This is a genomic window from Paraburkholderia sp. BCC1884 (assembly GCF_900996225.1).
Lineage (GTDB): Bacteria > Pseudomonadota > Gammaproteobacteria > Burkholderiales > Burkholderiaceae > Paraburkholderia.
In genome coordinates this window covers 322,892-342,235 of record NZ_CAAJGL010000090.1, presented here as the reverse complement: position 1 = coordinate 342,235, position 19,344 = coordinate 322,892, and the positions used below count along the sequence as shown (strand labels likewise).

Annotated in this window: 17 protein-coding genes; 5 read left to right on the top strand and 12 right to left on the bottom strand. The window is 63.4% G+C overall.

Annotated elements, in window-relative coordinates; all coding sequences use genetic code 11:
- From FQ705_RS20390 to gspG, 8 genes are all read right to left on the bottom strand, one after another.
- Window positions 1-780 carry a type II secretion system protein N gene (locus FQ705_RS20390; protein ID WP_144143858.1) on the bottom strand — a complete coding sequence of 260 codons (780 nt, stop codon included), beginning with the start codon at window positions 778-780 and terminating at the stop codon, window positions 1-3.
- A gap of 22 nt (window positions 781-802) precedes the next feature.
- On the bottom strand, window positions 803-1,306 hold the full coding sequence (locus FQ705_RS20385) for a type II secretion system protein M (protein ID WP_144143857.1): 504 nt from the start codon (window positions 1,304-1,306) through the stop codon (window positions 803-805).
- Window positions 1,303-2,724, bottom strand: a complete 1,422-nt coding sequence (gene gspL / locus FQ705_RS20380; RefSeq protein WP_144143856.1) for a type II secretion system protein GspL — start codon at window positions 2,722-2,724, stop codon at window positions 1,303-1,305. The genes FQ705_RS20385 and gspL overlap by 4 nt, the downstream gene beginning before the upstream one ends.
- Window positions 2,725-2,752: 28 nt before the next feature.
- Complete coding sequence (gene gspK / locus FQ705_RS20375) at window positions 2,753-4,000, bottom strand: type II secretion system minor pseudopilin GspK (RefSeq protein WP_260854579.1); 1,248 nt, start codon at window positions 3,998-4,000, stop codon at window positions 2,753-2,755.
- A gap of 1 nt (window position 4,001) precedes the next feature.
- Entirely contained in the window at window positions 4,002-4,679 is a 678-nt protein-coding gene (locus tag FQ705_RS20370) for a type II secretion system protein J (RefSeq protein WP_144143855.1), read from the bottom strand.
- A complete protein-coding gene (gene gspI, locus FQ705_RS20365; protein WP_144143854.1) occupies window positions 4,657-5,061 on the bottom strand; it encodes a type II secretion system minor pseudopilin GspI in 405 nt (134 codons plus the stop codon). The genes FQ705_RS20370 and gspI overlap by 23 nt, the downstream gene beginning before the upstream one ends.
- Window position 5,062: 1 nt before the next feature.
- Window positions 5,063-5,623, bottom strand: a complete 561-nt coding sequence (locus FQ705_RS20360) for a GspH/FimT family pseudopilin (RefSeq protein ID WP_144143853.1) — start codon at window positions 5,621-5,623, stop codon at window positions 5,063-5,065.
- A 65-nt stretch (window positions 5,624-5,688) separates the two neighbouring features.
- On the bottom strand, window positions 5,689-6,153 hold the full coding sequence (gspG, locus tag FQ705_RS20355) for a type II secretion system major pseudopilin GspG (protein ID WP_144143852.1): 465 nt from the start codon (window positions 6,151-6,153) through the stop codon (window positions 5,689-5,691).
- Window positions 6,154-6,322: 169 nt separating this feature from the next.
- Between gspG and FQ705_RS20350 the strand changes: the two genes are divergently transcribed.
- Window positions 6,323-6,736, top strand: a complete 414-nt coding sequence (locus FQ705_RS20350; protein ID WP_144143851.1) for a type II secretion system protein N — start codon at window positions 6,323-6,325, stop codon at window positions 6,734-6,736.
- Window positions 6,737-6,782: 46 nt separating this feature from the next.
- Here the strand turns inward: FQ705_RS20350 and gspF are convergent, their stop codons facing one another.
- The 3 genes from gspF to gspD are packed head-to-tail and all read right to left on the bottom strand — an operon-like array spanning window position 6,783 to window position 11,963.
- Window positions 6,783-8,000, bottom strand: a complete 1,218-nt coding sequence (gene gspF, locus FQ705_RS20345; RefSeq protein ID WP_144143850.1) for a type II secretion system inner membrane protein GspF — start codon at window positions 7,998-8,000, stop codon at window positions 6,783-6,785.
- A 4-nt stretch (window positions 8,001-8,004) separates the two neighbouring features.
- Window positions 8,005-9,576, bottom strand: coding sequence for a type II secretion system ATPase GspE (gene gspE / locus FQ705_RS20340; RefSeq protein ID WP_144143849.1), 1,572 nt, complete (start codon window positions 9,574-9,576; stop codon window positions 8,005-8,007).
- Window positions 9,573-11,963 (bottom strand): type II secretion system secretin GspD, encoded by a 2,391-nt coding sequence (gspD, locus tag FQ705_RS20335; RefSeq protein WP_144143848.1) that lies wholly within the window; start codon window positions 11,961-11,963, stop codon window positions 9,573-9,575. The genes gspE and gspD overlap by 4 nt, the downstream gene beginning before the upstream one ends.
- 512 nt (window positions 11,964-12,475) lie before the next feature.
- Between gspD and FQ705_RS20330 the strand changes: the two genes are divergently transcribed.
- Window positions 12,476-12,922: a lytic transglycosylase domain-containing protein gene (locus FQ705_RS20330; protein ID WP_144143847.1), complete on the top strand. Its 447-nt coding sequence runs from the start codon at window positions 12,476-12,478 to the stop codon at window positions 12,920-12,922.
- Window positions 12,923-13,065: 143 nt separating this feature from the next.
- Window positions 13,066-14,427 (top strand): GTP-binding protein, encoded by a 1,362-nt coding sequence (locus FQ705_RS20325; RefSeq protein WP_144143846.1) that lies wholly within the window; start codon window positions 13,066-13,068, stop codon window positions 14,425-14,427.
- Between the two features lie 121 nt (window positions 14,428-14,548).
- Here the strand turns inward: FQ705_RS20325 and FQ705_RS20320 are convergent, their stop codons facing one another.
- Window positions 14,549-14,827 carry an HU family DNA-binding protein gene (locus FQ705_RS20320; RefSeq protein ID WP_006050811.1) on the bottom strand — a complete coding sequence of 93 codons (279 nt, stop codon included), beginning with the start codon at window positions 14,825-14,827 and terminating at the stop codon, window positions 14,549-14,551.
- A gap of 414 nt (window positions 14,828-15,241) precedes the next feature.
- Between FQ705_RS20320 and mnmC the strand changes: the two genes are divergently transcribed.
- On the top strand, window positions 15,242-17,209 hold the full coding sequence (gene mnmC / locus FQ705_RS20315; RefSeq protein WP_144143845.1) for a bifunctional tRNA (5-methylaminomethyl-2-thiouridine)(34)-methyltransferase MnmD/FAD-dependent 5-carboxymethylaminomethyl-2-thiouridine(34) oxidoreductase MnmC: 1,968 nt from the start codon (window positions 15,242-15,244) through the stop codon (window positions 17,207-17,209).
- An 870-nt stretch (window positions 17,210-18,079) separates the two neighbouring features.
- Window positions 18,080-19,285, top strand: coding sequence for a cation:proton antiporter (locus FQ705_RS20310; RefSeq protein WP_144143844.1), 1,206 nt, complete (start codon window positions 18,080-18,082; stop codon window positions 19,283-19,285).
- Window positions 19,286-19,344: the final 59 nt, after the last annotated feature.

Genomic DNA, 19,344 nt, shown 5'->3' with positions numbered 1-19,344 from the left:
TCAGTGCACGAAAGCCAATGCCACCGTATCCGGTCCGCTGGGTCGTCCCAACAGATTCAACAGCCCCGCGAGGTTGTCGCGCGCTTCGGGCGCGGCGCTGGCCGAGCCGTGAAACGATGTCATCGCCGCCGACACCGTGCCGTTGCCGCTCAACATCAGCGGCCCCTTCAGCGTGGTCAGATTGAGCGTGGACGACGCGCCCTCCGCCTGAAACATCAAACGATACGAGCCCAGCGGCTTGACCACCGAGACCCGCGAACTGACGTCGTTCAGCGTGACGTTCAGTTGCCCGAACGCCTCGCGGTTGAAGCTGCGCCAATCCGACCACGACAGCCGCACATCGCCCTGCAGATCGAGCGTGTTGAAGGGTGCGCCCAATCCGCTCAGTAGCGAAGCCGGCACGGCGATCGTGCCGGGCGTGACCGTAGCGCTGCGCGGCGTCGCGTCGACGGTGATCGAGTCGGGCATCGCCTCGCTCTGCAGCATGGTCATGCGCACCCGGCCGATGAAGAGCGGCCAGAACGCCGTATGCCATTCGATCCGTCCGGGCAGCAGGGTAGCGGCGCTCATGTCCGCGCCGGCCGCCAGCATCAACGTGGCCGAGCCGTGCCACAGCGAACCGGACGGGTCGACCAGATTGACGTGGCCGTTGGTCTGGCGGGCGAACTGCGGCGTGATCCAGGCTGCCGGCAACAACGTGAGCATCACAGCCGCAGCCGACAGCACCGCGACCGCCAGCCAGGGAAGCGCGACGCGCAGGCGCCGCATCCAGTAAGTCATGCGAGATCCCGTGCCGACGCGGTCATTTGGCGGTCGACGGCTGCAACGACGCCGTCAGATCCACTTGGCCGTCGTCCTTGAGCGCAGTGACATGCGCCTCGGCGACCTGCACCTTGAACTGCTTGCGCGCGTCGTCGACCCAGCGGGTCCACGTCGGGAACGAGGCGTTCTTCAACTGGATCTGCACCGCGTTGCCGATGACCTGCACCTGCACCGCGGCCATACCGTGATCGGTGAGCGAAGCGGTGAGCGCGTCTTTCAACGCTGCGCCAGTCGGCGCAACGCCTTGCGCCGCCGCCGACAGCTGACGCGCTTCGTTTGCCTGCGCCGTCATCTGCGCCAGTTGGCGCTGCAGGCTCGGCAGCGATTCACGCAGATGCGCACGGCCTTCCTGCGCCGGCGCCCATAGCACCGTCCACGCGATCACGACGGCGAGTACGGCGCCACCGTAGGTCAGGATGGATTTTTCGCGCTCGGTGCGCTGGTCCCAGAATCCGGCCCATGTTTGTGCGAGTTCGGCTTTCATTGTCCGTTCCTGATGATCCACTTGCCGGTGTTGCTATCGATCGAGCCGCTCAAACCGTTGCGCGCGAGGCGCTTGGCGAAGTCCGGGTCGACTTTCACTTCGGGCTTGAAATTCACACCGAGGCGCCGGTCCTGATAGTCGAGCGCGGCGATGCCGTTGACCGGCAGCGGCGCGAGCGAACGCGCAAGACCATCGGCGAGCGCAAGGAAGTCGTCGGGCGACAGTTCTCCCGCCGCCACGCGCAACTGCTGCAACTGGCGCGACATCTGATCGGGCGCATCGAGCACGACCGTCGTCTTCGGGAAGGTGTTGAGCAGCAGTTCGGTCATCTGCGTGTTGATGGCATCGCGTTCGCGCGAGAGCATCAGCCACTGCACGTTCATGCCGACGATCGCGATTACGATTGCGGCCACGCCCAGCAACACCGGCAGGCGCAATCGGCGCAACGTCGCGCGGTCGAGCCGCCACGGCTGCGAGGCGAACTCGAACTGACACAGGTCGAAGCGACACTCCAGCGCGCGGCGCGCCAGCTGTTCGAACGGCAAAGGACTGGCGCCGTGGATATGCGCGGCCAGCCGCGCCGGGCTGCCTGCCCCGAGGCTCGGCTCATTGCCGGGCACTTCGGTGAGCATGTAGAGCGACACTGGCGCCGCGCCGGCGAGTGCGCCGAGCGTCGCGTTCACCGCATTGGCCGGCACCGCCAGGCCTTCGCCCTGCACGCCGCGTGCGATCGCCAGTTCCACGCGTGGCACCGTTCTGTCCGCCGCGCTGTCGACCACGCTTTCGAGCAGCATCGCCGGTGCGGTCTGAACCACGGCGCCGAGCACGGCCGCCACCATCGGCACCACTGACGCCAGGCCCGGTGCGACCACCGGCGCGACGCCCGGCAGCGAGGTCGCGACGCTGGCGGAGCCCGCCATCACCGGTTCGCCCGCATTGACCATTTCGGCGACTTCGGCGGGCGTCTCGAGCGCGATCGCCTGCGGCAGGCAGCGCGTGACCGGCACGGCGCGCAGGCTGCGATGACCGGCGTTCGTGAAAGCTTCGCAGATAAAACGGAACCAGCCGCGGTCGATGATCGCGAGCAACTGCCGACCGCCGGCGACCGGTTGCGGATCGACGGCGATGTGACAGGTCTGCGGATCCTGGATCAGCTGATCCTCGACGATATTGGGCAACGCCTGCCGCAGCCGTGGGCCGCGCAGCGGCGGCAGCTTGGCGGGCATCATCAGCAGGTCGCGGGCGGCGACCATCAGCACCGTCGACGTGGCGCGCGGCAACAGCGCGAGCGCCGCACGCCCGGCGCGCTGGGTGCGGCCCGACTTGTCGAGCAGCACGAACGGCAGCTCCGGCAGTTGCCATTCCTGCGATGGCACCGCCGGGTCACGCGGCGGCAGTAGGACGATCAGCGTGCTCAAAGGCCACTCTCTCTGGGATAGGCGTTATTCATAGTTGGTCTTGTACCCGCACGATACGCGTAGTGTGAGTCATTGCATCGCGATAGACGAGCGTTGTCCGGTCGACTTCGGCGCGTTCATGCTGCACGCGGCCGTGGATCAGGAAATAACTGGTGTTGACGTCGAACTCGCTCGGGTCGATCGACACCGACTGCACACCGGCGCCGCGCAACGCCAGCAGCACGTCGCCGGAGTTCCGGAAAAACACGGTTTGCCGCCGCGCGACGAAGCCTTGCGCCGCCGACAGATTCATACCCGGCACGACGGCCGCGACCACTTCGGCGGAGGCGGTATTCATGTTGATGGCGGTGACGGTCGGCAGGATGATCACGAAGGGGCGCAACTGCGCGACGATTTCGGGCGTGTAACCGGGGATATCGAGTAGTGAATCGACACTGGTCATTTGCAGCGGGGCGCGCGCCGCGCTGTCGTCGCCATCTTCGATGCCGGGTTTATTGGTGAAGCTGCCGCCGGTGGCGCCGCCCTGAATCGGCTGGGTCGGTGCGGCGCCGGTGGTCGACGTGACGGTCTGGAAGCGGGTGGCCGATTGCGCGAGGCTGTCGCGGATCTGAACGGCGGTGGTTTTCGCTAGCTGGCTGTTGATGCCGAGCGAGACGAGCAACCTTTGATAATCGCCGATCTGTTCGAGGTTCAGCTGCATGACGCCTGGGGCGGGGCTGGACACCAGGTTACGGAGATTGAATTTGGCCTGGGCGTCTTCGATCGAGCCTGACAGATAGGTGGCGGCGCCTTGTTCGGCGCGGACTTCACCGATTTGGCCGAGGAAATCCGACAGTCGTGTTTTGGCGATGGGTACGCCCCACAGGCCGCCCAGGTAGGTGATGCCGGCGGAGGTATCGCCTTCGGATCGAAGGATCAGGCGAGTCCAGTCGAGGGCGCCGCGTGAGACCCATTGCGCCTGGGAGAGAAGGCGTTGGTTTTCGATCCGGCGGATTTGGACTTGCTGACGCCAGAGCATGCCGGCTACCAGGATTGCTGACAGGGCGACGACTAGCAGGGCGCTGATGATGGCTGCGCCGCTTTCGGTTTTGGACCTTTTTTGGGGGCTGGCGGTGTAAGCCCGCTTTCTTTGCTTACTTTCTTTACGGCGGCCAGGAAAGTGAGTGCCCCCCTGCACAGGAGGAACGCTAACAGACCACCATGACTTCAAGGAAAGGCCAAATCCCAGAAGAAAAATAGCAAACGGGCACCGCGGAGACAAAAAAGAAACCCTCATTTCATTCTCCGACGAGAAAAACCCGCACCACCGGCCGCGCCAGCGACGTCGCCCCGACACTGACTTCGAGCCCCGTCACCGAGCGCGGCAGCGGCGCACTCCCTAGCTGAGGGACCTTGAGATTATTATCAGCCTCCGTGATCGCACTCTGCACGTCGTTCATCTGCGTAGTCCAACCGACCTTCGGCACATACATCCGCGCCGAAATCGACCCAACACCGCCCATCAAGGGCACCGCACTCCATCCATCGCCTTCGCCACCGCGCAACGCTGCGCGCAAGTCACCGACAGTCCCCAACGGCGGCGACGCATACCGCGTCACGCGTCCCCCAGACACCCGATACCGGACCACTTCCAGACGCGGCGCGCTCCCCGGCACATTCACCTGCCGCACGATCTGCAACACGCTGCCCGACACCGACACCGCCGCCTGACCCGATTCATCGTCGGTCGCGGCCTGGCGCGCGTCGATCCGCATCTGATCGAAGAGTTGCGCAAAGACGCGCTCGTCCTCCATCGCGTTCGTGATGGTCTGCCGCCCGCGAATGATCTGGTCGAGCCCGCGCCACGACAGCACCGCAATCACCGCCATGATCGCAATCGCCACCAGCAATTCAATCAGCGTGAAACCACGCGCGCCCGATCGGCCGCGGCGCTCAGAGCGAACGGTTGTTTTCATTCGCCACCACCGTCACCATCTGCGCGAGATTGCCGGACCGCCCGGGCATCGCCACCATCACTTCCACTCGACGAAACACCGGATTCGGCGTCGCCGTCACATGTTCGGTACAGATCAATTGCAGGTTGCCCTGCGAGCAGTCGAAGCTCGTCGAGCCCACGTTCGGCCAGCCATGCGTGAGATGCAATTGCGCCAGCGCGTTGTCCGCGCTCCAGCCGGCCAGCAAGCGCCGATGCAAATCCGCTTCGCCATTTGCCAGACTGCCCACCGCACGCAACGACGCCGCCAGCGCAATCGCGATGATCGCCAGCGCCACCAGCACTTCGATCATTGTAAAACCGCGCTGTGAACCGCGCGCCACCCCGTTCTTGCAACGACGCATCTCAGTGCACCTCGTAGCGGCCATTGCCGGTGCTGACGATCGTCGCGCTCCCGGCCGCCGAAAACAGCGTGATCCGTACGGGCACGTCGATCGCCTCGGTACCGAAGACGATGCGGCTCGGATGCGCATCCGAGCCGGGATAATTGATCGTCACGCCCGTCACGCCGCCTTCCCATTGACGCGGTCCGAGCAGATCGTCGCGCAACGGACGCCAGCCGTCTTCGGTACGCATGTCGAATCGGAAGCCGCCGTCGAGCGGTTGCCACGCAATCGGCCGCGCGCGCACCTGCGCTTCGTCGCCGGCCGATTCGAACAGCAGCGCAAGACGTTGCGCTTCTTCGTTCAGATCGGTGCGCGGGTTGCGCGTCATCGTCAACGCGGTGAGGGACACCAGGATGCCCGCAATCACCAGCACCACCATCATTTCCAGCAGCGTGAAACCGGCCGCGCGGACGCGTCCTTTCGTCGACCTGCCGCGCGCGCGCGCGCGGCTCCGCACCGCATGCGGCACAGACGCCGTACACGGCGTGTCCACAACGGACTTGCTAGCGGACAGTCGCATAGTGCGGGCCACGAACGATCAACTCGACATCACAGAAGCTTCTTTCGGCGCGACAAGCGAGGCGCCTATTGCCATGAGCCCACATCGGCGTCGTTGCCTTCGCCGCCGGGTTTGCCGTCCGCGCCGTAGCTGAATATATCGATGTCGCCATGCACGCCCGGGTTCAGATACTGATAGGCATTGCCCCACGGATCGTTCGGCAGACGCTCGAGATAACCGCCGTCCTTCCAGTTGTTCGGTACCGGATCGGTCGACGGCTTTTCGATCAGCGCACGCAAGCCTTGCTCCTGAGTCGGATAACGGCCATTGTCGAGACGGTACAGCTTCAAGGCCTGCATCACCGTGCCGATATCCTGCTTGGCAGCGACGCGTCGTGCTTCATCCGGGCGGCTCATGATCTTCGGCACGATCAAAGCGGCCAGAATGCCCAGAATCGCGATCACGACCATGATTTCAATCAGCGTGAAACCGCGTTGACGACGGCTGCGCGGACCCGCGATATCGCTGCGGCGTGTGGTCGACAGTTGCATAGCTTGCTACCTCTTTTCAGGTGAATTCAGGTGAAAATTTGCACCAGCGCGGGATGCTCGGATGGGCAATCAGAGTGCCATCGATTCCGCCTGGCCGGTCATTTTAATGTCATGGTGTTGAAGGGTTTCAACCCAACGCAATTTTCACAATAGTCCGTACAATGTACGCATGAACGCCATCCAAATCCGCCTTCTGTCGCTCGCGCTGTTTGCCGTGTTCTGCGCGACGCTGACCTACTGGGTCATCACGCTCAGCACGATGTCCGGTGCGCCGTTGCCCGCGGCTGCAGCCCACGCGCAGGTGTCGACCGACCAGGCCGCCACGCTGTTCGGTGGTCAGCTCACACGCAGCGCCAACCAGGACGTGCATCTGTTCGGCATCCTTGCTTTGCGCGAAGGCGCGGCGGCGATCGTCAGCGTCGGCGGCGAACCGCCGCATGCCGTCTCACTCGGCAGCGCGCTCATGCAAGGCGCCAAGCTTTCCGAAGTCCGCCCCCGCTCGATCATCATCGACCGCAACGGCGCGCATTCCGAAGTGTTCCTGCCGGCCAATCCCGCAGGCCCCACCATTTACGTACGCTAAAACGAAGGTCGCTACGGCGGCCTTCGTCACTCAGACTTTCTCAGCTTTACTGCACCAGGTTGTTCAACTCGATGATCGGCAGCATCACTGCCAGCACGATCACCAGCACCACACCCCCCATCGCCAGAATCAGCAACGGTTCGAGCAGGCTCGTCAGAAACATCGTGCGACGCTCCAGCTCGCGTGCCTCGCCGTCGGCTGCGCGGTCGAGCATGGTCGTGACGTCGCCAGTCGCTTCGCCTGAGCGGATCAGGTGCACCAGCACCGGCGGAAAGGTCTTGGTATTGCCCAGCGCTCGCGACAAGGACGTGCCTTCGCGAACCCGCACGATCGCATCGTCGATGTTCTCGCGCATCGCGTTGTTGCTGAGCGTTTCGGCGGCGGCCTGCAAGGCGCGCAAAATCGGCACGCCCGCTGCCGTCAGAATGCCCAGCGTGCTGGCGAAGCGCACCGTGTTATATCCGCGCACCAGTTTGCCGAGCAGTGGGGCAGTCAGAATCCAGCGGTCGAAGGCAAGGCGCGGTCCGGTCTGCCTGAGAATCGAGCGCACCAGATACACCAGCACCACCACACCGATCAGCATCGCCCACCACCAGTGCCGCACGAAACCCGACAAGGCCATCATCACGATGGTGAGAAAGGGCAGTTGCTGCTTGGTGCTGGCGAACACGTTCACTACCTGCGGCACCACATAGCTCAACAGGAACGTGACGATGCCGAACGCGATGAGCGTGACGATCGCCGGATACGTGAAGGCGAGCACGATCTTCTGCTTTAGCGCATTGCGTTGCTCGATGTAGTCGGCAAGACGCGAGAGCACGAGACCGAGCTTGCCGGTATGTTCGCCGGCCGCGACCAGCGCGCGATAAATCTCGGGGAAGTCTTTCGGATGCTGCGTCAGCGCATTGGCGAGCGAATGGCCGCCAAGCACTTCCGCGCGAATCGACGCCATCAGTTCGCGAATGTAATCGCGCTCCGATTGCTCGGTGAGCACAGCCAGCGCTTCGTCGAGCGGCAAGCCGGCGATCAGCAGACTCGCGAGTTGTCGCGTGAGAATGGCCTGCTCGCGCTGCGACAGACGCCGCCCGAGCGACAGACGCTGATTGCGTTCACCGCGCGTGCGCGTCGCCGCGGGTTCGACGACCAGCGGCGTCAGTCCTTGCGAGCGCAGATTGGTCCGCGCGCCGCGCGCACTGTCCGCGTCGAGCACGCCTTTTTGCGCCTTGCCCGCCGCGTCGATCGCTTCGAAACGAAATGCCGGCATGCTTTTATGCTCCGCCCGTCACGCGGATCACTTCTTCGAGCGACGTCAGCCCCGATTCGAGCCAACGGTCCGCATCTTCACGCAGCGTGCGCATACCTTGCGCGCGGCCTGCGGTGAGAATCTCCGCGTCGGATGCATTGCGGTGGACCAACGCGCGGATGCCGTCGTCGATCAACAGCAGTTCGTACACGCCGCGCCGTCCCGCATAACCCGATTGCCCGCACCTGTCGCAACCGACCGGATGCCAGCGCACCGTGCCGTCTTCTTCGACACGCTCTTCGCGGCACACCGGACACAGACGCCGCACGAGCCGCTGCGCCAGCACGCCGAGCAGCGACGAGGCCAGCAGATACGGCTCGACGCCCATGTCGGTCAAACGCGTCACGGCGGATGCGGCGTCGTTGGTGTGCAGCGTCGCCAGCACGAGGTGACCCGTGAGCGATGCCTGCACGGCGATCTGCGCGGTTTCGAGGTCGCGGATTTCACCGATCATGATGATGTCCGGGTCCTGCCGCAGAATCGAGCGCAGCGCCCGCGCGAAGGTCATGCCGATCCGCTCGTTGACCTGCGTCTGGCCGATGCCGGACAGGTCGTATTCGATCGGATCTTCGACCGTCATGATGTTGGTGGTCGCCGTCTCCAGACGCGACATCGCCGCATACAGCGTGGTCGTTTTACCGGAACCGGTCGGGCCGGTCACCAGCACGATGCCGTGCGGCTTGCCGATCAGCTTGTCGAACTTGACGAGCGTGTCCGCGCCCATGCCGAGCGCTTCGAGGTTCAGGCGCGACGCGTCTTTTTCCAGCAGACGCAGCACCGCGCGTTCGCCATGACCGGTCGGCAGCGTCGACACCCGCACGTCGACCGGACGGCCACCGACGCGCAGCGTGATCCGGCCATCCTGCGGCAGACGCTTCTCGGCGATATCGAGCTGCGCCATGATCTTGATCCGCGAGATCAGCGCGCCATGCAGCGCTTTCTTCGGCCGCACGACATCGCGCAAGGTGCCGTCCACCCGGAAGCGCACCACGGAGGCGTTCTCGAACGGCTCGATGTGAATATCCGACGCCTGTTCGCGCGCCGCTTGCGTAAGCAGCGCGTTGATCATGCGGATGATCGGCGCGTCGTCTTCCGACTCGAGCAGATCCTCGACCTCGGGAATGTCCTGCATCAGCCGCGACAGATCGACTTCGCCTTCCACTTCACCCACCACTTGCGCAGCGCTGCCGTCCTGGCGCGCATACGCCTGATTGATCGCCTGGGCGAGTTCGTCAGCAGGCACGCGCAGCACCGACAACGCGCCGAAGTTACGCGCGACTTCCGCGAGCGCGGCGTCGCTGGTGCGTTCGCTGATCCAGACTTCGAGGCTGTCGGCATGCTGATGCGCGATCAGGATCTGACCGCTGCGGGCAAAGCCATAGGGCACGAGACGCGCGGCGACGGCTGACGGCGCAATGCGTTCGACCGCGCCAGCCGGCGACGTCGCTCCAGCTTGCGTCGCCGCCTGGGTCGATGCGGCGGCACGCGCCGCTGCCGGCGATGCCGAAGCTGACGGCGGCGTGGACGGCGTGCTCACGGCCGCACTCCAGGCGCCGCGGTAGACGGCGTCGGGCTGGTTTGCACCGCGCCGTTATTACCCGGCACGGGATACGCCTGCACCGGATTGGTGGTCACCGCGCCATTGTTCGACGGCACCGGATTGGTCTGCACCGCACCGCCATTGGCCGGCGCCGGCAGGACGACCGGCGGACGCGTCATCTGCTGACGGCGCATCTGGTCGAGATCGAACAGGTTCATCGCCGGCGAACCGCCCTGGCTCGGACCGATCGGCATCGGCGGCATCACCGGGTCGTCGTTGTCCTTGATGAGGTTGTTGTCCTGCTTGTACGCGCCTTGCACACCCTGGATGTAGTCGTAACGGTTCGACGTCACGGCCTGCGTGGTGCTGCGATCGTTGAGGATCACCGGGCGCAGGAACACCATCAGGTTGGTTTTGTTGCGGGTCTTCTGTTCCGAGCGGAACAGCTGGCCGATCCACGGAATGTCGCCCAGCAGCGGCACCTTGCTGTTGCTGACCTGATAGTTGTCCTGCATCAGGCCGCCCAGCACGATGATCTCGCCGTCGTCGGCGAGCACGGTCGACTGGATCGAACGCTTGGTGAATTCGGGGCCGGCCGGGTTGGTCGTCGCGTTGGTCGTGCCGTTCACGATCGCCGAGTCTTCCGTGTACAGCTGCAGCTTGAGAATGCCGCCGTCGGTGATCTGCGGCTTGACGTGCAGCGTCAGGCCCACGTCGACGCGGTCATAAGTATTGAACGCCGAGGTCGCGGTACTGCTCGTCAGATTCGAATACGAACCGGTCTGGATCGGCACGTTCGTCCCGACGACGATCTTGGCTTCTTCGTTGTCGAGCGTAATCAGGTTAGGCGTGGAGAGCACGTTTGCGTCGGCGGTCTGCGACAACGCTTGCAGCAGCGCACCGAGTCCCTGCACGCCGAAAATGTTGTGAATCCAGCCGACGTTCAAGCCCTGCTGAAGAGCGCCGCCTCCCACCGCGCTGGCCAGACCGCCCGTGGCCACGTTCGCCGCGGCTGCGGCCGTCAGGTTGACGATGCTGTTGCCGGAGCCGGTCGCCAGATTGGTGCCCGCGTAGATCGAGTTGTTCGCGACCTGCCACTGAATGCCGAGGTTGGCATTCGTGTTCGAGTTCAGCTCGACGATCAGCGCCTCGATGTAGACCTGGGCGCGTCGCGCGTCGAGTTGTTCGATCACCGCGCGCAGATTGCGATAGACCGGGTCGGACGCCGTGATGATCAGCGAGTTGGTGGCCGAGTCCGCCTGGATCATGCCGCCAGGCTGATTGTCGTCGCCCTTGTCCTTGTCGCCGCCCAGCAGGCCGCTGTTACCTGCGCCGCCGTTCGAACCGCCCGCGCCGCTACCGCCCATCGGCGAAGCCATCGAACTGCTGCCGAGGCTGCCCGACGGAAGTGGCGGCGTGCCGGACGAGCCCGTCGAATTGCTGCCCAGGCCGCCGCCACTGCCACCACCGTTCTGGTTGAACGAGTTCGCGTCGTTCGAGCCGCCCGACGAGCCGGTATCGCCGCCCTTGCCGAGCATGCCGCGCAAGGTCTTGGCGAGTTTGGTCGCGTCCGCGTTACGCAGCGGCACGACGTGAATGTTGCCGGGCATGGTGGTCGGCGCGTCGAGCTCTTTGGCCAACTGCTTGGCCGCCGCCAGCCGCGCGCCGTTCGAGGCGCGGATCAGCAGCGCGTTGGTGCGCGGGTCGGCGGTGATCGACACTTTCAGGGTCGCGTCGGTGCTGCCGATCGCGCCCGGATCGAGCATCTTGGTCAGTTGCGCGGCAATGTCGATCGCGTTCGCGTTCTTCAACGGCACCACCGAGACCGACTGGCCCGCGGCCGTATCCACGCCCGCGATGATCTGCGCAATACGCCGCACGTTGTCGGCGTAATCCGTGACGACGATCGTGTTGTTGGCCGGGTAGGCGGCCACTGTATTGTTCGGCGAGATCAGCGGACGCAGCACCGGCAGCAGGTTGTTGGCCGACTCGTTCTTCAGCACGAACACTTGCGTGACCACCTGGTCGCCGCGTGCAACCGGCGTGTTGCCGACGTAGGTCGGCACGCCTTGCAGCTTGGCGTCGGCTTCCGGCACCACCTTCAATACACCATGGTCCTGGACCAGCGCGAAGCCCTGCATGCGCAAGGCCGATTGCAAGGTCTTCAGCGCCTGATCCTCAGGTACTGCGTTTTCCGACACGAGGTTCAATTGACCCTTGACACGCGGGTCGACGATGATCGTTTTGCCGGTCGCGGCGCCAATTGCCCTGGCCACCTGATCGATGTCGGCATTGACGAAGTTGAGTGTCACCTGTGCCTGTGCTGTCTGCGCGGTGATCAATCCAGCCACCAGCAGCGCCGTTGCGACGCGACGCAAAGCCATACGATTTCTTCTCATGGAATGTGGTTTCGATGTCGACAGCCGTAGCTGTCGACGGTCACGCCGTACGGACATGGAAGCAGGCCGCCGCCCTGTCGGTCTGCCGGCCAGCCTCGTGGACGTCTATCGCCCCCGGTGCTCGCCACCCGATGTCCGAAAAAAATGAACAGTAACAGTTTTTCATGTCGGATTTGTCACAAAACGACCGGCTCCGTGCGATTACTCTAATGGTCGCCCGATTCTGTTAACCAACTGAAAGCTAATAATGTCTGGGCGGCAAGGCCATGCATGCTACGTTTTCTGACTCTTATGTCGGTTAGCCAACTTGACGAAGGTCTGCCTGCCGGTATGATACGAGCGGTTCAAGCCACCGGTTGCGGCTTGCTGACGCGGGTTTTCCCCGACGCCCACAAACGCCCGGCCAGCTTGCCTCGGCGGCCGTCAGCGGCTGAAGTATGGCCGATGCGATCCATTACCAACCCTTACTCTTGCGATTTGCTTAGTGGTCTTGACCGATGAAACGAGCCTTGGTCACCGTCGCCGTGGGACTCGCCGTGCTGGCTGCAGCAGGGCAGGCACGCGCCGATTGCTTTGACGAGGCCGCCAAGTATCAGAAGGTCAACCCCTTGATTCTGCGCGCGATTGCGTGGCAGGAGTCGCACAACCGGCCGGACGCCCAGCATAAGAACGCCAACGGCTCGACCGACTACGGCGTCATGCAGATCAACTCGATCCATCTGCCGGTGCTCGCCCAGTACGGCATCTCTCAGGGCACCCTGATGGAGCCGTGCAAGAACGTCTATATTGCCGCGTGGCATTTGCGCCGTCAGATGAACAAGTATGGCAACACGTGGCAGGCCGTCGGCGCCTACCACTCCGAAACACCGGCGCTGCGCGACAAGTATTCGCAGCAGATCGCCGCGATTCTGCGCAAGTGGAATCTGATGCCGGCTGCGCACTGAGCCGGTCCGTCACGCGGCCTCCCTCTTTTTTGATGCACAATGCGGCTTCGTGCTGCCGTCGAAGCTCGCCCGTCAGTCCGGCTGCGCCGCCCTGCACGCGCGCCACGGCACGCCTTCCAATCCTCTAGCTTTTCCGTACTGCGATGAACCAGCCGCTATTGCCCGTCACCGTGCTCTCCGGTTTTCTGGGCGCCGGCAAGACCACGCTCCTGAACCACATCCTCGCGAATCGCGCCGGTTTGCGCGTGGCCGTGATCGTCAACGATCTGGCCGCCGTCAATATCGATGCCGCCCTCGTGCGCGAAGCCGCCACGTTGTCGCATGTCGAAGAAAAGATCGTCGAACTGTCGAACGGCTGCATCTGCTGCACGCTGCGCGACGATTTGATTGTCGAGATCAGGCGTCTGGCCGCCGAACAGCGCTTCGACGCGATCCTGATCGAATCGACCGGCGTGGCCGAGCCGATGCCGATCGCGGAAACCTTCGCCTTCGTGGACGACGACGGCCATTCGCTCTCGGACATCGCAAGGCTGGACACGATGGTGACGGTGGTCGACGCGTTCAATTTCCTGCGCGACTACGCTTCGGCCGACGCGCTCGCCGAACGCGGCATCGCCGCGGGCGAGGAAGACGATCGCACACTGGTCGAGTTGCTGATCGAGCAGATCGAGTTCTGCGATGTGCTGGTGGTCAACAAGGCCGACCTGGTGAGCGCGGACGATCTCACGCGACTGCAACGCATCCTCGCCCGGATCAATCCGCGCGCGGTGCAGGTAACGAGCACCTTCGGCGAGGTGCCGCTCGCGGAAGTCCTGAACACCGGTCGCTTCGATTTCGACGAAGCGTCGAGTGCGCCGGGTTGGCTGGCGTCGCTCAATCATGAACATGACGACGAGCACGGTCATGCGCATCACGGCGAGGCGGACGAATTCGGTATCGGAAATTTCATCTACCGTGCACGCCGGCCGTTTCATCCAGAGCGTCTGTGGGCCTTGTTGCATCAGGAGTGGAAGGGCGTGCTGCGCAGTAAAGGCTTTTTCTGGCTGGCTACGCGCAACGATATCGCCGGTTCGCTGTCGCAGGCCGGCGGCGCTTGCCGGCACGGTCCGGCGGGCATGTGGTGGGCGGCTCAGGATCGCAGCGAATGGCCGGATGGCGACGATGAACTCGCTGCCGAAATTGCCGCCGACTGGTACGGCAACGCAGACGATATGACGATCGGCGACCGCCGTCAGGAACTGGTGATGATCGGTGTCGGCATCGACCCGGCTGTGTGGCAGGCGAAGTTCGACGCATGCCTGTTGACCGCTGAGGAATTCGCGCTGGGGCCGCAAGGCTGGCAGCAGTTCGCCGATCCGTTCCCGGCGTGGGATTTCGACGACGACGATCACGACCATGAGCATGGCCATAGCCACGACCGCCACGACCATCACGATCATGGCCACAAGCATGGCGGCCACGGCGACGATCATGGCCACGGCGAAATCATCCACCGCCACGACTAAAACCCACTCACCGTACGCATGAACGTCGAGCCGCGTCATCCGTCGCCGCTCGACTCATCGCTTTGCGCGGACGAAAAAAAACCCGCCGTTGGCGGGTGTCAACTGCCGGGCAGTAATCTGCTTAGCGCTTGTTGACTGCGTCCTTGAACGCCTTACCAGCCGTGAACTTGACGGTCTTGGCTGCCGGGATCTTGATGGTTTCGCCGGTCTTGGGGTTACGACCCGTACGTGCTGCGCGCTTGCCCGAACCGAAGCTGCCGAAGCCGATCAACTGGACCGCGTCACCTTTCGACACAGACTTCTTGATCACCTCAAGCAACGTGTCCAGCGTCTCACCGGTTTGAGCCTTGCTGGCGCCCGTCTGTCCTGCGACGGCGTCGATCAGTTCCTGTTTGTTCATTAAGGTTCCTTTCTGAGTTTAGGTTGATACGAACAGCGCGAACGCGCCGATTATACGTGCGCGGACCACGCCGTCGAGCAGCTACGGCTCCGGATCCCGTCCGGACCCCTCACACCGGACAGTCACTGTCCGGCGGCCGTGCTGCCGCTCCCTTCGCGGCGCTTGCTATGATAGCGCAGCGCAAACCCAATCAGGATAAGGGTTTCGAAGAATTGCACGGTTTCAGGGCCGAACCATCAAGGAAACCGCTCTTTTTGCTCTTCACGCGTGTCATCTGAAGGCTGAAACCCAATATGGACGGGGCTTAGCGTTGGTTTTTGCCAACGCTCGGCGCGTCTTTTTCGCCGCCTGGCGAGCAGCGTGCGCTGGCGGTAACGTTCGACCCGCTCTGCGGGACGTCATTTTCCGTTGCGCATGACCGATCCGCTGATCCCAGCCGTCCTCGCTTTTCGCGACAACGGCACGCCGTTTTCCCCGCTTTACAACGACATTTACCACAGTGCCGTGGGCAGTCTCGACCAGGCCGAATTCGTGTTTCTACGCGGCAATGCCCTGCCGCAGCGGTGGCAGGGCCGGCGCAGTTTCACCGTGCTCGAAACCGGCTTCGGCATGGGCATCAACTTCCTCGTGACATGGGCCGCGTGGCGGGCGGATGCATCGCGTTGCGAACGGCTGCACTTTGTCTCGACCGAAAAGCATCCCTTTACGCTCGACGATTTGCGCCGCGTGTATGCCGGATTGATCTCCGATCCGGCCATCGCGGCGTTGGCCGACACGCTTGCGAACGCGTGGCCGATGCTCGTACCCGGCACGCATCGAATCGAATTCGAGGGCGGACGCGTGGTGCTCACGCTCGTATTCGGCGATGCGCTCGAAAGTCTGCCCGCACTGAGATTGCGCGCCGATGCGTTCTATCTCGACGGCTTCGCGCCCGCCAAAAACCCCGAGATGTGGGCACCGGCGATCTTCAAGTCATTGGCGCGGCTGGCCGGCGAGGGCGCGACCTTCGCGACCTATAGCAGCGCGGGCGAAATCAAACGCGCGTTGACACAATGCGGCTTCGAATACCGCAAGGTCGATGGCTTCGGCTGGAAGCGGGCCATGCTGGTCGGCCATTTCGCGCCGCGCTGGCGAGTGCGCCGGCACGAGCCGCCCGCGCCGGTCCCGGTCGACGAACGGCACGCGGTGGTGATCGGCGCGGGCCTCGCCGGATGCGCGGTGATCGAACGGCTCGCGGCTCGCGGCTGGCGCGTGACGTCGCTGGAACGGCACGGGGCGGTGGCGCAGGATGCGTCGGGCAATCCCGCCGGCGTGTTCCATCCCATGATTTCCCGCGACGACAGCGTCGCTTCACGCGTCACGCGCGCCGGTTTTCTCTACGCGCTCAGGCGTTGGGCCGAGCTTGAACGGCTCGGTTATCCGCCTCTGCGTGGCGCGCAAGGCTTGCTGCAAATCGCCACGGACGACGAGGAAGCCCGTTCGATCAGCGAAGCGATCGCCGCGTTCGGCTATCCGTCGGATTATGTGATGCCGGTGTCGGCCAGCGACGCGAACAAGCTCGTCGGCATGCCGCTCTCGCGCCGCGGGTGGTTTTTCCCACAAGGCGGCTGGATCGACCCCGTTTCACTTTGCGCGGCGCAATGCGCTTCCGCGGGCGGCTTGCTCGAACGTCGTTTCGGGGTGGACGTCGCCCGGCTCGAACGCAGCGGCGATCAATGGACCGTGTTCGATACGGCCGGTCGGACGGTAGCGCGTGCGCCCGTGGTGATCGTCGCCAGCGCACACGATGCAGCGCGCATTGCCGGCTTGCACTACGCGTCGACTCGCAGCATCCGTGGCCAGCTCACACTGGTGCCGTCCGGCACGGTGCCGCCGCTGGCTTTGCCGGTAATCGGCGACGGCTATGCCGTGCCGCTGGCAAATGGCATGACGTTAACCGGCGCCACCTATGAGCTCGACGATCCGGATACGGCGCTGCGGCCGGCCGGTCATATCGATAACCTCGAACGCGTCGTGCAAATGTTGCCGGCGTTCGCCAGCACGCTCGACCTCGCAAAGACAGCGATGCTGACCGGACGGGTCGCGTTCCGCTGCGTCACGAGCGACCGCATGCCGATGATCGGCAACCTCGCCGACGAAGCCAGCGCTACGCGCGACGCCCAGCGTCTGCAGGGCGCATGGCCTCTGGATCTGCCGCGCTCGGAGGGGCTGTACGGTGCATTTGCCTACGGCTCGCGCGGACTGGTGTGGGCAGCGCTTGGCGCCGAGCTGATCGCGTCACAGATAGAAGGCGAGCCGTGGCCGCTGGAACGGGACCTGGCTGAAGACATCGATCCCGCCCGCTTCCTGCTACGCGCCTTGCGGCAGAAGACCGCCGGTTAACTCCCGGTTTACCACCGTTCGCGTCCCGACTCTGCTTCGCAGGCAGTGCATAACTTATCCACCGACTCTTGTGGATAACCGCGCAGTTAACCTGCGCAACTCGTGTGGAACCGTTGTGGACGTAAACGGGGTAACTTTGCCGCCGCCGGAAAACGCGAAAAGTTGCCCCCGACTACCCGCTGTTCCCGCACATGCTGTGCATCCGGTTATGCCGTCGGCAAGCCAATGATTTATTTAGGTAAACAGGAGTTATCCACAGAAACCGAGGCAGCTTGTTAACTGTTACTACGTATACATACAGTAAACCTGTAAACCAAGAGGCCAAAGCTGATCGAGCGCGTATCGGCGTAGCCAACCCCTTCCAAACCCCCTTCCGACATCCTCTCCGTTGTCCCGAAAAGCACACATCGGGCGTTCAAGCTGTCCGGTCAGACGACCCGATTGCCTCACAAAACGGTCGCTTTTTCCTCATCTCACGAAGATAACGTACGTTTTTACCGTTTTGACTGCATGTTCGTGTCTTTTCGGTCGAGGCTGAAAAAGCTATGGCACAATCGCCGTTCTTTTCCGCGTCGTGCCTTGCGTTCAGCTAACGGCACGCGCAGCAAACGGAACGGCGCCGCTCAATCAGAATCTGATTCAAGTCGACGGCGTTCTTTCACCGTGCCGTGCCGGTTGCTAAGGCCGCACCCCTTGAATGCGCCGCGCTCCCTGCGGCTGCGGCGCGTTCAGATCACCCGATCGTTGAAAACTCGCAACGCTGGTCACGCGAAGCGATCGCGACAGTGAGCGCCTTGCGCGTTCACCCGCTCGCCGGTGTTTGCGCCGGTTCGTGTCGTCCGCCGTTGCTGCCAAGGAGAACCCATTACGATGAAGTCGGCGTTTTCATTTTTTCCCGCCTGGCCGCTTTCACCCGACGCCATTTTTTGGGCCGGGCTGGCTTTGCTCGTCGCAGGCTTGTGCGGTGAGCTTTGCTATCGCGCGTGGCGTCTGCCGCGCATTTCCGGTTATGCGGTGATCGGGCTGATTGCCGGCGCGGCCGGCTCGGGCGTCATCGACGCCGACTCCGCAAGCGCCGCGCGTCCGCTGCTCGACGTCGCGCTCGGTTTGCTGCTGTTCGAACTCGGCAGCCGGCTCGATTTGCGCTGGATCCGCCGCAATCCCTGGTTGATTCTGTCGAGCGTGGCTGAAGCCACGTTGACGTTCGCACTCGTCTTGCCCGTTTTGCTGTTCCTGCACGTACCGCTGATGGTCGCGACCGTGCTCGCCGCGATCGCCATGGCCACCTCGCCCGCGATGGTGATTCAGCTGAAAACGGAATTGCGCGCGGAAGGTCAGGTCACGCAACGTCTGCTGACCTTGACTGCGCTGAACAGCATGTACGCCGTGGTGATCGAAAAGCTCGTGTCGAGCTGGTTGCATCAGGAGGTGTACGGCAATGTGTTCGCCACCATCCTGCAACCGCTTTATCTGCTGGCCGGCTCGCTCGTGCTCGCGTACCTGCTCGCACGCACCTGCACGTTCTTTTATCGTCGTTTGAATATGCAGGATGAACATTCGTTCGTCGCCCTATTCGGCTTGGTGCTGCTGGCTATCGCGGTCGCGCATCTGTTCAAACTGTCGACGATTCTTGCGTTGCTGGCTGCCGGCATCATCGTGAAAAATCATGAAGCGCGTCCGCAGTTGTGGCCGCAGCATTTCGGCACGGCCGGTTGGTTGTTGACCGTGATTCTGTTCGTGTTGACCTTGACGTCGTTCGAGTGGAAAGACATTGCGCTCGGCGGTGTCGCCGCGTTGGGTCTGATTGTTGCGCGTCTTGTCGCGAAACTGGTCGGCGTGCTGGCGTTCGCCAAGCCGAGCGGTTTGAACTGGAAACAGGGCATAGCGCTCGGCTTATCGTTATCGCCGATGTCGGCGCTTGCGTATCTGCTGGTCGACGACACCTACAACCTCTATCCGAATTTCGATCCGCAACTGCGCGCCATCACGATGTGTTCGATTTTCGTGCTGCAGATTCTCGGGCCGTGGCTCGTGTATCGCAGCCTCGCGCTGGTGGCTGAACGGCGCGAAGAGTAAGCGCCCGGCGCTGCTCGATGTTGTATCCGCGACATTCAATTTATTCGATTCAAATAAAC

Coding starts and splice junctions, on each gene's coding strand:
- FQ705_RS20390 (WP_144143858.1), bottom strand. CDS start 780: ATGACTTACTGGATGCGGCGCCTGCGCGTCGCGCTTCCCTGGCTGGCG.
- FQ705_RS20385 (WP_144143857.1), bottom strand. CDS start 1,306: ATGAAAGCCGAACTCGCACAAACATGGGCCGGATTCTGGGACCAGCGC.
- gspK (WP_260854579.1), bottom strand. CDS start 4,000: ATGAGGGTTTCTTTTTTGTCTCCGCGGTGCCCGTTTGCTATTTTTCTT.
- FQ705_RS20370 (WP_144143855.1), bottom strand. CDS start 4,679: ATGAAAACAACCGTTCGCTCTGAGCGCCGCGGCCGATCGGGCGCGCGT.
- gspI (WP_144143854.1), bottom strand. CDS start 5,061: ATGCGTCGTTGCAAGAACGGGGTGGCGCGCGGTTCACAGCGCGGTTTT.
- FQ705_RS20360 (WP_144143853.1), bottom strand. CDS start 5,623: ATGCGACTGTCCGCTAGCAAGTCCGTTGTGGACACGCCGTGTACGGCG.
- gspG (WP_144143852.1), bottom strand. CDS start 6,153: ATGCAACTGTCGACCACACGCCGCAGCGATATCGCGGGTCCGCGCAGC.
- FQ705_RS20350 (WP_144143851.1), top strand. CDS start 6,323: ATGAACGCCATCCAAATCCGCCTTCTGTCGCTCGCGCTGTTTGCCGTG.
- gspF (WP_144143850.1), bottom strand. CDS start 8,000: ATGCCGGCATTTCGTTTCGAAGCGATCGACGCGGCGGGCAAGGCGCAA.
- gspD (WP_144143848.1), bottom strand. CDS start 11,963: ATGGCTTTGCGTCGCGTCGCAACGGCGCTGCTGGTGGCTGGATTGATC.
- FQ705_RS20330 (WP_144143847.1), top strand. CDS start 12,476: ATGAAACGAGCCTTGGTCACCGTCGCCGTGGGACTCGCCGTGCTGGCT.
- FQ705_RS20325 (WP_144143846.1), top strand. CDS start 13,066: ATGAACCAGCCGCTATTGCCCGTCACCGTGCTCTCCGGTTTTCTGGGC.
- FQ705_RS20320 (WP_006050811.1), bottom strand. CDS start 14,827: ATGAACAAACAGGAACTGATCGACGCCGTCGCAGGACAGACGGGCGCC.
- mnmC (WP_144143845.1), top strand. CDS start 15,242: ATGACCGATCCGCTGATCCCAGCCGTCCTCGCTTTTCGCGACAACGGC.
- FQ705_RS20310 (WP_144143844.1), top strand. CDS start 18,080: ATGAAGTCGGCGTTTTCATTTTTTCCCGCCTGGCCGCTTTCACCCGAC.